Origin of the sequence: Phyllobacterium sp. YR531, from assembly GCF_000282595.1 — a bacterium.
In the GTDB taxonomy this organism is placed as follows: domain Bacteria; phylum Pseudomonadota; class Alphaproteobacteria; order Rhizobiales; family Rhizobiaceae; genus Phyllobacterium.
Window position 1 is genome coordinate 1 of the sequence record NZ_AKIZ01000014.1, and the last position, 13747, is coordinate 13747.

The 13747-nt window shown below is 54.8% G+C and carries 11 protein-coding genes; 7 read left to right on the forward strand and 4 right to left on the reverse strand.

All coding sequences use genetic code 11. From position 1 onward, the window contains the following. Window positions 1–37: 37 nt before the first annotated feature. Window positions 38–2485, reverse strand: a complete 2448-nt coding sequence (gene hrpB / locus PMI41_RS04435; RefSeq protein WP_008122225.1) for an ATP-dependent helicase HrpB — start codon at window positions 2483–2485, stop codon at window positions 38–40. A 215-nt stretch (window positions 2486–2700) separates the two neighbouring features. Between hrpB and PMI41_RS04440 the strand changes: the two genes are divergently transcribed. Genes PMI41_RS04440 through fghA form a run of 4 tightly spaced genes read left to right on the forward strand, consistent with a single transcriptional unit; the run spans window position 2701 to window position 5794 of the window. Continuing rightward, a complete protein-coding gene (locus PMI41_RS04440) occupies window positions 2701–3813 on the forward strand; it encodes an S-(hydroxymethyl)glutathione dehydrogenase/class III alcohol dehydrogenase (RefSeq protein WP_008122227.1) in 1113 nt (370 codons plus the stop codon). Continuing rightward, entirely contained in the window at window positions 3813–4286 is a 474-nt protein-coding gene (locus PMI41_RS04445; RefSeq protein WP_008122230.1) for a GNAT family N-acetyltransferase, read from the forward strand. The genes PMI41_RS04440 and PMI41_RS04445 overlap by 1 nt, the downstream gene beginning before the upstream one ends. 6 nt (window positions 4287–4292) lie before the next feature. Then, entirely contained in the window at window positions 4293–4943 is a 651-nt protein-coding gene (locus PMI41_RS04450; protein ID WP_008122232.1) for a DUF1345 domain-containing protein, read from the forward strand. A gap of 17 nt (window positions 4944–4960) precedes the next feature. Continuing rightward, the gene (gene fghA, locus PMI41_RS04455) at window positions 4961–5794 is read left to right on the forward strand and encodes an S-formylglutathione hydrolase (protein ID WP_008122233.1); all 834 of its coding nucleotides are present in this window, start codon (window positions 4961–4963) and stop codon (window positions 5792–5794) included. Here fghA and PMI41_RS04460 read toward each other — a convergent pair. From PMI41_RS04460 to PMI41_RS04470, 3 genes are all read right to left on the reverse strand, one after another. Continuing rightward, the gene (locus PMI41_RS04460; RefSeq protein WP_008122236.1) at window positions 5791–6543 is read right to left on the reverse strand and encodes an RES family NAD+ phosphorylase; all 753 of its coding nucleotides are present in this window, start codon (window positions 6541–6543) and stop codon (window positions 5791–5793) included. The genes fghA and PMI41_RS04460 overlap by 4 nt on opposite strands. After that, complete coding sequence (locus tag PMI41_RS04465; RefSeq protein ID WP_008122238.1) at window positions 6503–6883, reverse strand: MbcA/ParS/Xre antitoxin family protein; 381 nt, start codon at window positions 6881–6883, stop codon at window positions 6503–6505. Before PMI41_RS04465 ends, PMI41_RS04460 begins: the two co-directional genes overlap by 41 nt. Before the next feature lie 143 nt (window positions 6884–7026). Then, window positions 7027–8406: a cytochrome P450 gene (locus PMI41_RS04470; protein ID WP_008122239.1), complete on the reverse strand. Its 1380-nt coding sequence runs from the start codon at window positions 8404–8406 to the stop codon at window positions 7027–7029. 242 nt (window positions 8407–8648) lie between these two features. Between PMI41_RS04470 and PMI41_RS04475 the strand changes: the two genes are divergently transcribed. From PMI41_RS04475 to gyrB, 3 genes are all read left to right on the forward strand, one after another. After that, entirely contained in the window at window positions 8649–10397 is a 1749-nt protein-coding gene (locus PMI41_RS04475) for a carboxypeptidase C (cathepsin A) (RefSeq protein ID WP_008122241.1), read from the forward strand. After that, window positions 10394–10822 carry a hypothetical protein gene (locus tag PMI41_RS04480; RefSeq protein ID WP_008122243.1) on the forward strand — a complete coding sequence of 143 codons (429 nt, stop codon included), beginning with the start codon at window positions 10394–10396 and terminating at the stop codon, window positions 10820–10822. The genes PMI41_RS04475 and PMI41_RS04480 overlap by 4 nt, the downstream gene beginning before the upstream one ends. Window positions 10823–11136: 314 nt before the next feature. Beyond that, entirely contained in the window at window positions 11137–13578 is a 2442-nt protein-coding gene (gyrB, locus tag PMI41_RS04485) for a DNA topoisomerase (ATP-hydrolyzing) subunit B (RefSeq protein WP_008122245.1), read from the forward strand. The last annotated feature ends 169 nt before the right edge of the window (window positions 13579–13747 follow it).

Here is a 13747-nt window from a genome sequence, read left to right on the forward strand (position 1 = left end):
CACGCATTACTTTTGTGCAAACCTGATTAAGGAGCACTTACGTTCCCCGTGGTTTGGCCCGTGCAGTTGGAGCGGCGTTGGCTGGGTCTTCCGGCCAGACGTGCCGGGGATAGCGGCCGCGCATGTCGCTGCGAACATCTGCCCACGAGCCTTTCCAAAAGCCAGGAAGGTCGCGGGTTATCTGGATGGGGCGATGTGCCGGAGACAATAATTCCAGCAGCAGAGGTATCGTGCCGTTGGCGATGGCAGGGTGGACAGCCAGTCCGAAAAGCTCCTGCACCCGGACAGCCAGAACAGGCTCGCCTTCATCATAGCGGATCGGGATATTCGACCCCGTGGGAACTTCAAAATGTGTTGGCGCGAATGTTTCGATCTTGCGCTGCAGATCGTAAGGGACAGCCGAGCGTAGTCCCTCGATCAGCACATGCGCTGGAATCTGGTTGAGCTGCGCACCGCCCGTGAGGAAAGGCCTTAACCAGTCGTCGAGGGACCCAAGCAGTGCATCGTCGTCCATTGAAGGCCAAGGAGTACCTAGCCCCTTATGCAGCCAGGCCAGACGACGGCGTAAGGTTGCCGCCTCTTTCGACCAAGGCAGGATATCCAGCCCATGCGTTCGCACGGCGGCGATCACGCCAAGATCGGCCTCTTCCCCCGTCGGAGCGGGCATGGTCTTTTCCGACAATGCGATTGCGCCGATCCGCGTGGCATCACGTGCCTGAAGCGCGTTTCGCGAAGCATCATAGGTGACCTGCCGCCCGCTGACGATCTGACCCGCCATCGCTTCACGGATTTCCGCTTCGCTCACCTCTGCCGCAGCAAGGATTCTTGCCCGTCCGGCACGCCCCGAAATGTCGGCCACGACGAGCCAAGGGGATTTTGCCAATGAAGTGGCAGGATCAACTTCGCCGCCCCGCCCGTTGGCAAGTGTAAACTGGCCATTGCCGCGTGACTTGGCGATACGGTCCGGATAAGCGCCGATGAGCAGACGGCCCACACTGTCATCTCCTGCAGCACTCCGCCCTGACCCGGCCAGCCGCTTCGCCAGTCCCCGCGCTCGCGTCGCACGATCTCCACGCTCGCGCTGAAAGCGGGACAGCCGCACGTCGAGATCGGTGTCATTGCCGCCGAGTCCGCGCTCGGTAAGCAGGACGGCAAGTTCTGCCGCCCGGAATCCCTGCCCGCGTTCGCGTGCGGTCAGCACCATATGCGCAAGGCGCGCGGGCAGTGCCAGTCCCCGCATCTGGTTGCCCATAGGTGTAACACGGTGGTCTCTATCAAGCGCACCGAGATTCTCCAGAAGGGTCTTTGCTTCTTTGATAGCCGGAGCAGGCGGCGTATCAAGAAATGCGAGGGTAGAAGGGTCGGAAACACCCCACGCGGCGCAATCCAGCACAAGGCCGGTCAAGTCCGCCTCGAGAATTTCCGGAGGGGCAAAGGCTTCGAGTGCAGCAGTCTGTTCAGCCCGCCAAAGTCTGATGGCAATGCCGGGTTCTGTTCGTCCCGCACGACCTGCGCGTTGGTCGACCGCGGCGCGGGCAGCGCGAACAGTTTCCAGTCGCGTGAGGCCGGTTGCGGGTTCGAACTTGGGCAGCCGGGCAAGCCCGCTATCGATGACGACACGCACGCCATCAATGGTGATCGATGTTTCAGCGATGGAGGTGGCAAGAACGACCTTTCGTTGTCCCTGCGGTGCAGGCTTGATCGCCGCATCCTGATCGCGCCCTTCGAGCGCTCCGTAGAGCGGTACGACAAGTGTATCGGCGGACACGCGTCCCTCCAACGCTGCGGCAGTGCGCTCGATTTCACGCTGACCGGGCAGAAAGGCCAGAATGCTGCCGGTCTCGTCGGCCAGCGTATCGCGAATGGCTCTGGCCATAGCATCTTCAATACGCTCGTCGGGCTTGCGCTCGCGGTAGCGGACATCGATAGGGAATGAGCGGCCCTTGCTTTCCAATACAGGCGCATCACCAAGCAGCTTTGCGACGCGTGCGCCATCCAGCGTCGCCGACATGACGAGCAGCTTGAGGTCAGGACGTAAGGCAGCCTGCACATCCAGCGCTAGCGCGAGGCCAAAATCCGCATCGAGACTGCGCTCGTGAAACTCATCGAAAAGTACGACGGAAACGTCCTTCAAGTCAGGATCATCTAGGATCATACGGGCGAAAACGCCCTCGGTGACGACGAGGATGCGGGTTTTCGCCGAAACCTTGTTTTCCAGCCGCATACGATAGCCGACCGTTGCGCCGACCTCTTCGCCTAGAAGGCTCGCCATACGACTGGCAGCGGCACGGGCGGCAAGGCGTCGCGGCTCCAGCAGGATGATCATGCCATCGCCGCGCCAGGGGGTATTGAGAAGGTGCAAGGGTATGAGCGTGGTCTTGCCGGCACCGGGCGGCGCAACCAGCACGACAGAATTGCCCGTAATCAGCGCATTGTCGAGCGCAGGAAAAATCTCGGTTACGGGAAGGGTGGGGAGAACTGGCACGGCATATCCGCTAATTGTTATTGTCGCGTTTGACAATTTTTCTTACGCGAAGTCCAACAATTTTTAACTGTGAGAACCAACGGCGCGATCAACGAATTAGCTGCGACAAAGCGGTTTCACGGCGGGAAATGTCGCCGATTTGATTGACGATCCCACCTGCGATCTTGATAGTGCCACATAGCAAATCACTAAAAGACGTATTGGGAGAGATATTCATGAAATCGCGCGCCGCCGTTGCATGGGAAGCCAACAAGCCACTCACCATCGAAACAATCGAGATAGGTGGACCCAAGCCCGGCGAAGTTCTCGTCGAAATCATGGCGACAGGGGTCTGCCATACGGATGCCTATACGCTTTCCGGGCTCGATTCCGAAGGCAAGTTTCCGGCGATCCTTGGTCACGAAGGCGCAGGGATAGTACGGGAAGTCGGTGCAGGCGTAACGTCGTTGAAGGCCGGTGATCACGTCATTCCGCTCTACACGCCGGAATGCCGCCAGTGCAAAACCTGCCTGTCGCAACGCTCCAACCTATGCACTTCCATCCGTGCCACGCAAGGGCAGGGTGTCATGCCGGATGGGACCAGCCGCTTCTCCTGCGATGGCGGCGAGGTCTTCCATTACATGGGATGCTCGACCTTTTCGAATTTTACGGTCCTGCCGGAAATCGCCTTGGCGAAAGTGCGTGAAGACGCCCCCTTCGACAAGATCTGCTATATCGGCTGCGGTGTGACGACAGGTATTGGCGCGGTGATTTACACGGGTAAAGTCTGGCCCGGCGCCAATGTTGTAGTGTTCGGCCTTGGCGGCATCGGTCTCAATGTCATTCAGGGTGCACGTATGGTTGGCGCGGACAAGATCATCGGTGTCGATATCAATCCCGGCAAGGTGGCGATGGCGAAGCAATTCGGCATGACCCATTTCATCAATCCGACTGAAGTGGGCAACGACAAAGTGGTTTCCGCCATTCAGGATCTGACCGATGGCGGCGCTGATTTCTCATTCGACGCAACCGGAAACACCAATGTCATGCGGCAGGCGCTGGAATGCTGCCATCGCGGCTGGGGCACAAGTATTGTTATCGGCGTTGCGGAAGCGGGTAAGGAAATTTCGACGCGGCCTTTCCAGCTTGTTACGGGGCGCAATTGGCGCGGCACGGCATTTGGCGGTGCACGTGGGCGTACCGATGTGCCGAAAATCGTGGATTGGTACATGGAAGGCAAGATCGACATTGACAGCCTGATCACGCACACCATGCCGCTGCCTGAAATCAATACGGCGTTTGACTTGATGCATGAGGGCAAGTCCATTCGTAGCGTTGTGACTTTCTGATGGACGCAGAGGTCTACAAAGTCGTTCTTTCAGGTCTCGATGAGCTTTCGCCACGCGACCTTTATGCCATGCTGAAGCTGCGTGTCGATGTATTCGTCGTCGAGCAGAAATGCCCCTATCCCGAGCTTGACGGCAAGGATGTCGATGCGCTGCACCTGCGGATACTCAGTGGCAGGGCCCTTGTAGCCAGCGCACGCATTCGCAAACCCGCAAAGAGCGATCCTGCAGCACGGATTGGCCGGGTGGTGGTATCACCGGAGCATCGCGGCAAGCGGCTTGGCGACAGGATCATGGTCGAGGCGATTTCGCAATGTGAGCGGCTTTATCCGGAAAGCCCGATCAAGCTTTCAGCGCAAAGCCATCTGTCACGCTTCTACGCGTCATTTGGTTTCGTGGTGGTCTCGGAGGAATATCTGGAAGACAATATTCCGCATGTCGATATGCAGCGACCTGCGGCTGTGACCTCCGAGTAGTATCCGATGCAAAAGCGGCACACACCTTTCTATCTTGCCGCCGTAATAGGGATTGCTGCGTTAGGGTTTGCCTTGGCCTTCACGCCGCGCATAGCCTATGTCATTGCGGCTAATGCCTTTTTCATTGTCTATCTGGTTCTCATGGCATTCAGAATCCCCAAGTTGACGGCGGATTATCTGCGCCGCAATGCGGCCCGGTCCGACGAGCCGGTTTGGATCATTTTCGCGGTTACCTTTGGTGCTGTGGTCGTTGCGGTTGGCTCATTGTTTGTGCTGATCAACTCCAGCCAGAACCCGCAACCGCTAGACCTTGCATTGGCACTGGCTGCGGTACCGCTCGGCTGGCTGACCATCCACATGATGACAGCCATTCACTATGCGCATCTCTACTGGCAGCCGGATGAGAATGCGGAAGGTGCAAAGGGTAAAACGCGAAGGCATGTGGGCGGGTTGGATTTTCCCGGTGACAAGGAGCCCGGCGGCATCGAATTTCTGTATTTTTCTTATGTTATCGGCATGACCGCGCAGACATCCGATACCGGAATCACCAGTACAGATATGCGCAAGATTAACCTGCTACACGCAATCGTATCGTTCTTCTTCAACACGGTGCTCGTTGCCGCTGCAGTCAACGTCGCCGTTTCGCTCGGCCAATAATACTCACGGGAATAGTCATGGAAACGCTATCGATCGCAAAAAGCTTTGGCGGAACACAAGGCGTCTATCGCCATCGCAGTGATGCCTGCCTGTGTGACATGACATTTGCCGTATTCCTGCCGCCGCAGGCAAAGGACGGGCCGGTGCCTGTGCTATGGTATCTGTCGGGCCTGACCTGCACGCATCAGAACGTCATGGACAAGGGAGAATATCGCAGGGCCGCAGCGGAGCTTGGCGTCGCAATCGTCTGTCCCGATACCAGTCCTCGCGGCGAAGACGTGCCGGATGAGAAAGACAATTGGCAGTTCGGCAACGGAGCCGGGTTTTATCTCGATGCGACGCAGGAACCCTTTGCCACCAACTATCGCATGGCGACCTATATTGGCGAAGAACTGCCTGCGTTGATCGCTGCGAATTTCCCGGTTGATATGCAGCGTCAGAGCATCTTCGGTCACTCTATGGGCGGGCATGGCGCAATCACATTGGCACTAAAAAATCCCGGGCGCTACAAATCGGTTTCCGCTTTCGCCCCCATTGCCCGTCCCATGGTTGCGGGCTGGTCGCGTCCGGCATTCGAGAAATATCTGGGCAGCGATGAAAAATCATGGCGCGCCTATGACAGTGTGGCCTTGATCGAGGATGGCCATCGCCTGCCGGAGCTGCTGGTTGACCAGGGCAAGGCGGATGGATTTCTGGATGATGGTCTGCGGCCATGGCTGCTTGAGGAAGCTTGTGAGAAAGCCGGCATTCCGTTGACCTTGAACATGCATGACGGCTACGACCACTCGTATTTTTTCATCGCGACTTTCATGGCAGATCATATCGCCTGGCATGCGGAAAGATTGGGCTAGACTATCGCCATGCGTGGGTCATCGGCAAATGTCTCACGGTTGAAACCAAGACGAAGGTCCGGCTGGTCACAGATGGCTTTGACGCCATAGCTGGAGAAATGCAGCCGCCATGTGGTCATCTTCGTGGGGCGCGGCATGGCGAAGCATGCACATGAAAGCAGGGCAAGATTGGCACGGCGATCAGGGTCGCGGACTGATTGATAGCGGATCAGTTCAATATCGGCCTGTTTGGCTTTGTCGGACAGATCGAGACAGGCGGAATAATCGCTAAGATGTGTCCACTGGGCTGCCTGTTCCAGAAAAGGCGGTGCCATGAGATCAAGCGCTTTGGTCGTGGCATAGCGCGATTCGAAAGCCGTAAACTCCAGCGCATTATGCGGCCATGGTGTGCCAGGGCTTTCTGCAAAGAACAGCAGCCGGTAGAATGCTGTTTCGGCAACCGCTGTTTCAACTGCTTCACTGGCGTAGAAAACTCCGGGCGAATAGCCTTCCCGACGAAAACGGGAATTGCCGGGATAACGGCCATAGCGGAATGGCGTGGCCAGCAGGTAATCAAGATGCGCACATTCGGCAGGCAAGGGAGGTTTGGTTGCTTCCAGCTCATCCTCGAGCAAAGCCTGCTCGTCCAGCGTATCGACAAGCTTCATCGTGGAAACGCGGTGCTGCGCCTCAACCAGACGCCAGCAGGCGCCATGAACAACACGGGACTCAGATCGGAGCGCGTCGGGCGTCCAGATAGGCGAGGACATGGGTAAGACCGTCAATGGTTTTGATGCGGTTAAGCGGTTTGCCACCAAGCATGGTGTTGTCGGTTCGTATCCACTGCCGTGCGACAGCGTCATCGCCGCCAACAATTGCATCCAGCGAACGGTAAAGACGGATGAACAGGAGGGCCAATTCATAGCTCTTGCCGGTCAGCGGCGAGCCATCAAGGCTGCGCTTCAGGCGTGACAGGCTGGGTTCTGACAGGCCGACAATATTGGAAAGCTCCTTGGCGGTCAGCCCAAGCAACTCAGCGGAACGCAGCAGCGCCTTGGATACCACCGTGGTCTTGCTTGGTGTTTCTTTATATTGAGCGGTAGTTCGCATGACACATCCTTTCACTGGAAATATAAGTACAATAAATTTCTGGTGAAATCAACCTTATGCATCGAAGTATTGCGTTGTTCGACAAGCCCACCATGAGGAAGGTGAGGTGGCCTGCATGCTGATCCCGAGCGAACCAAGCACTATTAACGTCTTGAAGTAACACTCATAGGCAGACCGCCATCCGGTTGCGTTGTCAATTTCTGCACGGGCCAAGGCTTTACACTGCCTGCCATATCAAAGCGGAAGCGGTGGAGAAGAACCGCAAGCGCGATTATCGCCTCCTGCAGGGCAAAGCTCGCCCCTATGCACACGCGTGGTCCTGCGCCGAAGGGCAGATACTGAAAGCGGTCGATCTTACCGCGATTTTCCGGATGAAAGCGCGATGGCATGAAGGCTTCCGGTTCCTCCCAATAGAGACGGTGCCTGTGCACGGTCCAGGGCATGACGAGAACGGCCGCGCCCTTCGGGAGTTTCAAGTCCTTATACTGGTCGTCTTCGACAGGTTCACGGTTGATTGATGGGGCAGGCGGATAAAGCCGCATGGCTTCTTCAAAAGCAGCGCGTGTGAAGGGTAGTGCATCAAGCCATTCATGTGGCGGCGGTATATCGCGCTGATCCATGAAAGCGTCGATTTCCTGCTCGATCAGGTCACGTTCCCATGGCGCCCGTGCCACCAAGTACAGCGTCCAGCCAAGTGCACGCGCAGTTGTTTCATGACCGGCGCCGATGAATGTAATGATATTGTCTTCAATTTCAGCACGTGAAAGACCTTCAGGGCCCTCAGCACGTAGAAGAAGCGTCAGGAAATCATTTGGAACCCTGTCGCCTTCCTTGTCCATGCGGGCTTTGCGCAGTTCGATTGTGTTGGCAACAATCTGGCGAAAGAAGGCAAGCGCCCGGCGACCGCGAATTTGCGTGAAGCGGGGCAGCCATTCCGGCGCGCCAAGAAGATCAAGCGGGTCGACCCGCCCCATGGTTTCAAACAGGCGGTCTACCTCATGCGAAAACTGATCGGGGTCGCCGGCGATTTCGCCGGAAAACAGCGTTTCAGCCAAGATGTCATAGGTCAACATGGTCATGTCGCGGGACACGTCGGTAATGCCGGTCAGTCCGTCATAACGATTGGCGAAATTCTCGGTCGCGCGTTTCATACTCGCTGCAAAACCATTGATATGGCGGGGTGTGAAAACCGGCGCCATGGCTTTGCGCGAACGCTTCCATGTGTCGCCTTCCGCTGTCAGCAAGCCATCGCGAAGAATGGGGCGCAAGATGCGCTGGCGGACAGCAGCCATCCTGTAGTTCCTGGCATTGTCGACGAGCACATGGCGAATAAGGCCGGGGTCATTGGCGATGATGGTGTGAGCGAAAGACCACTCGATCGAAACCCATGGCTCGTTGTAGGAAGGCTCCCCCCACAATTCCAGCGGATTGCGATAAATGGTGCGGATGAGCTGCAGCGTACCAACCGGGCCAGTACGCGGAACGGGTGCCGGGGGGGTGAATGCGGTTCTCAGAGTGTCCATTGCGTCTCCATGAATCCGATGTGGGGACGATTATGCCCGATGTCCACAAATTTGGCAGGGCAAGGTTTAGGTAAACTTTGCAAATTTATGTGCCAAATTGACGCAATTTTTCTTGACCGGAACGCCTCGGTGGGCTCTAGTCAAACCACGCCCAAGAGGTGTTTTTATCGACGTTAGACCAAAGTATTATATAATTATATCAAATATTTAATTCGAAATTTTTATTGTGAGGTTTTTAAATCATGCGTTTTCGTTCTTGCTGGCTGACGCTAGCGGTTTTTCTCGCCGCCTGTAGTGGTGGCGGTTCAGATTCGGAGCCAGAAGAAACCACATCAACGTTCGCGCCTCCGCCCGTAATTATTCCTCAAACCAACGTCAAGCCAAGGACCGGCTCAGATGTTTTCAAGTACGGTCCAGAGGATGGGATTATACGCTGGAAAGTAAGCGAAGAGCCGTCAAGCAAGTCGCACAGCATCAATATAAATGGCACTCCAATCAAATTCACCGCCTCAGCCGGACATCTTGTTTCGACGGGGTCGGTCCAAATTGGAAGTGGGCTGGCATATGTAAAAGCCGACGCTGCCATCTTCTATACTGCCTATACGCGCGATGGTTTGCCAAAAGAAAACCGGCCGGTGACATTTGTATTTAACGGCGGCCCCGGCGGGGCGTCAGCGCCCCTTGATCTCGATTTTCTGGGCCCGAAAAGTTACGATGAAGAAGCTTCTGAAAAAGCAGGAGCTCCACGTTTAAAGGATAATCCGAACACTCTTCTTGATAAGACTGACCTTGTTTTCGTCGACCCAGTTGGCACAGGCTATTCTGCCGCCGTCAGCCCGTTCATAAACCGCGATTTTTGGGGCGTGGACAGCGATGCAAAAATTTTGAGTAGTTTCATAGCACGTTTTGTCGAGACAAATAATCGCCACAGCTCACCAAAGTATATCTACGGTGTATCATATGGGGGGCTTCGTGCACCGATTATTGGGCGTTTGCTGCTTGAAAGCGGGGCAGGGAAATCTGCTGCGAGCTCTCCAACAAAATCCGAAAACGTGCTGAGCGGCTTGATCTTAAATTCGCCAATTCTTGATAAAAAAACCGATTGTTACAATTACTACGTTTCTTGCCATGGTGCTCTTCCCACGTATGCAATGGTGAAGGCATTTCACGATAAAGCTACAGAGAAGGAGGATTTTGATGCGCCGATCTTTCTTGCAGCAGCCCGTACATTTGCGGGTAAATTCAAGGAACTTTACCTCGATGTGTTCCAAAGCGTTGATAAGAAAGTACCGGACCGGTCCAAATGGGAGGCCTATCTCAACAAGACAGAGGCAGCAGATTTCCTAAATCAGTTGTACCAATTGACGGGAATAGGCAAACTTTACCAGTCAACCGATAACGCCGCCGATAATCCCTGGATTGCCAATCCAAATATGAACAGTAGTGCGTTTGCCGAGAGATTTGATCCCGCAAAAGGTAAGCTATTGCTGGGTGACGGACGGTTTTTTCTGGACCAAGGCAAGGTCGATCCGGCGCTTGACAGAAGGGATGTGAATTACGACTACGTCAAATTATATCAAGCCGATTTCATTAACTACAAAGCGCAATCAAATTACCTTGGTAGCAACGGCCAGATTATCGGCCAATGGAATTTTGAGCCGGATCAGCGCCTCTCTCTAACGGATGACAGGTTTGGAAGTACAATTCCTGACTTAGGTTACAGCATGACACTAAATCCAGAGCTTAAAGTCCTCGTCCAGCACGGTTACTACGATCTCAATACGCCATTCTACCAGTCGGAGGTGGATATTCAAAATGCGAAATTATCGTCAAAGATCTCTGTAAAAAGTTATTCTGGCGGTCATGGAGTAGGCCCTTTTGACACCGACAAATATGAAACTGTACTAACGGAACTCAAGGCATTTTATGATCTGCCAGCAGTGAAGCTCGCCGCCCTTAACTCGGTTTTGCCGGAAGCGAGGAAGCCATGATCAGTTTAAGATTTTTCATTGTTTTGCTCGTATCTTCCACTGCGTTTCAAGGAGGCGCATTGGCTGCGGATAATTCTGTCACGCTGACAAAGCCGCAGAGATTTGGCGCGGCAATTTCTGGAAAAATCCTTTCTCCATCCAAAATCCCCGCCAAAAGAACTGCCGTTCCGATTACTCCAGAAACTGTACTTAACGCCGTCGATGATCGTATTCGTGCGCTTTTCGACAGGGCAGCAGATCCGGTGACGCATCTGGTGACAGTTGCCTCAGCCGACAGGGCAGGTGTGGGATACTTTATCGATAATTTCTCTCAGATCGACAAGGATCAGGATGGCAGTCTGAGGTTTAGCGAGGTCAAGGGTTTCCTAGAACCACAATTACCAATCGAAAGACCTGTTTCGCAGGAAATTCAGATTATCGAATAGTCGTTGGCATTATCGCCTGCGCGTGTTGCAACCGGAAGGTTTGCTTGCAGGCAATCAACCAGAACAGCAAGAAACAACGCAAAGAGGTCCGCATACGGTTTCTCTCTGCGTTGTTTTGAATTTTTTCAGCTCTCAAGACACAGATTATCCATAGTGCAGGCCTAGTCGAGCGATCATCCGTGGACAGCCAAGCGGCATGAATTGGAAAAAGCGATATAAATCACTATATCTAAGCACAGGTTGGGCATGATTCGCCCAAGATATGATATAAAGACAGACGCACTGTTCCTGCCTTCAGAAAAGATTGAATTTACATGAGTGAAACACCCGAGATGCCAGTCGAAACCTCGCCGGAATATGGCGCGGAGTCCATCAAGGTTCTCAAGGGGTTGGATGCGGTTCGCAAGCGCCCCGGAATGTATATCGGTGATACGGATGATGGCTCCGGCCTTCATCACATGGTGTACGAAGTCGTGGACAATGCTATTGACGAGGCGCTTGCCGGTCATGCAACCCGCGTTACCGTAACACTCAATCCCGATGGTTCCTGCACGGTTACCGACAACGGTCGCGGTATTCCAACCGACATGCACTCGGAAGGTGTGTCGGCGGCCGAAGTCATCATGACCCAGCTGCATGCGGGCGGTAAATTCGATCAGAACTCCTACAAGGTGTCCGGCGGTTTGCACGGCGTTGGCGTTTCCGTGGTCAATGCGCTTTCCGTATGGCTGAAATTGAAGATTCGCCGTCAAGGCAAGATTCACGAGATGAGCTTCACCCATGGCGTTGCGGATTCGCCGCTTGTGGTGACGGGCGATGCTGGTGATCTGACAGGTACGGAAGTGTCGTTCCTGCCTTCAACCGAAACTTTCACCATGGTCGAGTTCGACTTCAAGACGCTGGAACATCGTTTGCGGGAACTGGCGTTCCTCAATTCCGGTGTACGTATCCTGCTTGCGGATCGCCGTCATGCCGATCCGGTGGATCTGGAACTGTTCTATGAGGGTGGTCTGACTGCCTATGTGAAGTATCTTGACCGCTCCAAGAAAGAGCTGGTTGGAGAACCGATCTATATTCGCGGCGAACGCGACGATACGACTGTTGAAGTCGCCATGTGGTGGAATGACAGCTATCACGAGAATGTCCTGTGCTTCACCAACAATATTCCTCAGCGCGATGGTGGCACGCATCTGGCCGGGTTCCGTGGCGCACTGACGCGCCAGATGACCGGTTATGCGGAAAGCACCGGACAGGCCAAAAAGGCCAAGGTTACACTTACCGGCGATGATTGCCGTGAAGGTCTCACCGCAGTTCTTTCGGTGAAGGTCCCTGATCCCAAGTTCTCGTCGCAGACGAAGGACAAGCTCGTATCCTCAGAAGTGCGCGCCGTTGTTGAAGGTCTTGTAAACGAGGCTTTGTCGACATGGCTTGAAGAGCATCCGACTGAAGGCAAGGTGCTGGTAGACAAGGTCATTCAGGCCGCCTCTGCCCGCGAGGCGGCCCGCAAGGCTCGCGACATCACCCGTAAAAATTCGTTGAGCATCAGCTCGCTCCCGGGCAAACTTGCCGATTGCCAGGAGAAAGATCCGGCCAAGTCTGAAATCTTCATCGTCGAGGGTGATAGCGCCGGTGGCTCTGCCAAGGGTGGGCGTTCGCGCCAGAACCAGGCCATTCTGCCTCTGCGCGGCAAGATTTTGAACGTTGAGCGCGTCAAGCTTGATCGCATGCTGTCATCTGACCAGATCGGCACACTGATCCTGGCGCTCGGCACAAGCATTGGCAAGGATGAGTTCAATCCGGACAAGCTTCGCTACCACAAGATCATCATCATGACCGACGCCGACGTCGATGGTGCTCACATTCGTACATTGCTGCTGACGTTCTTTTTCCGCCAGATGCCGGAACTTATCGAGCGAGGCCACATCTATATTGCCCAACCGCCGCTTTATAAGGTTTCTCGCGGCAAGTCTTCGCAATACATCAAGAACGAGATTGCCTATGAGGAGTTTCTGATCGAATCCGGTCTGGAAGAAGCTTCGATGGAGCTGGACAGCGGTGAAGTTCGCACAGGTGCTGATCTGCGCTCGGTTATCAATGACGCAATGGCCGTGCGCCATCTCCTGCAGGGCCTGAATACGCGCTATGATCGGGCGGTTGTGGAGCAGGCTACGATAGCTGGTGCGCTTAATCCGGAAGCCATTTCGGATACGGCGCGTGCGCAATCGCTGGTGACAGAGGTTGCAGGGCGTCTTGATCTCATTGCCGAAGAAACCGAAAAAGGCTGGAGTGGCCGGTTGGCGACGCCGGATGACGGTGTTGATGGCTATGTATTCGAGCGCTCGCTGCGCGGTGTGAAGGAAACTGTAACACTCGATATGGCACTGATCGGCTCTGCTGATGCGCGCCAACTCGACCGTTATTCGTCGAAACTGCACGATATTTACTCCAAACCGCCGGTCCTTCGCCGGAAGGAAAAATCGGACACGATTGCGGGTCCGATTTCACTGCTGGAAGCGGTTTTCGCCGCAGGACGAAAGGGTCTGTCATTGCAGCGTTATAAGGGGCTCGGCGAAATGAACGCTGATCAGCTTTGGGAAACCACGCTTGACCCCAATGCACGCTCGCTGTTGCAGGTGAGGGTGAATGATGCAACCGATGCGGACAGCTTGTTCTCAAGGCTGATGGGCGATGATGTAGAGCCACGCCGCGAGTTCATTCAAGATAACGCACTGAGCGTCGCAAATCTGGACGTTTAGAAATTCATCAGCAGTCAGCTTGCTGAAATTAATCAGGATAATGAGAAAGGCGGCAATCCGGCAGATTGCCGCCTTTCGATATTTTACGCTGCAGTCTTCATGGATAAAGCGGCGCAGGTCACCTATCAGATTGCACAATGTCTGTGCAGATTGCCGGACAGCCTGCTAA

Coding starts and splice junctions, on each gene's coding strand:
- PMI41_RS04460 (WP_008122236.1), bottom strand. CDS start 6,543: ATGTCCTCGCCTATCTGGACGCCCGACGCGCTCCGATCTGAGTCCCGT.
- fghA (WP_008122233.1), top strand. CDS start 4,961: ATGGAAACGCTATCGATCGCAAAAAGCTTTGGCGGAACACAAGGCGTC.
- PMI41_RS04450 (WP_008122232.1), top strand. CDS start 4,293: ATGCAAAAGCGGCACACACCTTTCTATCTTGCCGCCGTAATAGGGATT.
- PMI41_RS04445 (WP_008122230.1), top strand. CDS start 3,813: ATGGACGCAGAGGTCTACAAAGTCGTTCTTTCAGGTCTCGATGAGCTT.
- gyrB (WP_008122245.1), top strand. CDS start 11,137: ATGAGTGAAACACCCGAGATGCCAGTCGAAACCTCGCCGGAATATGGC.
- PMI41_RS04480 (WP_008122243.1), top strand. CDS start 10,394: ATGATCAGTTTAAGATTTTTCATTGTTTTGCTCGTATCTTCCACTGCG.
- PMI41_RS04465 (WP_008122238.1), bottom strand. CDS start 6,883: ATGCGAACTACCGCTCAATATAAAGAAACACCAAGCAAGACCACGGTG.
- PMI41_RS04470 (WP_008122239.1), bottom strand. CDS start 8,406: ATGGACACTCTGAGAACCGCATTCACCCCCCCGGCACCCGTTCCGCGT.
- PMI41_RS04440 (WP_008122227.1), top strand. CDS start 2,701: ATGAAATCGCGCGCCGCCGTTGCATGGGAAGCCAACAAGCCACTCACC.
- PMI41_RS04475 (WP_008122241.1), top strand. CDS start 8,649: ATGCGTTTTCGTTCTTGCTGGCTGACGCTAGCGGTTTTTCTCGCCGCC.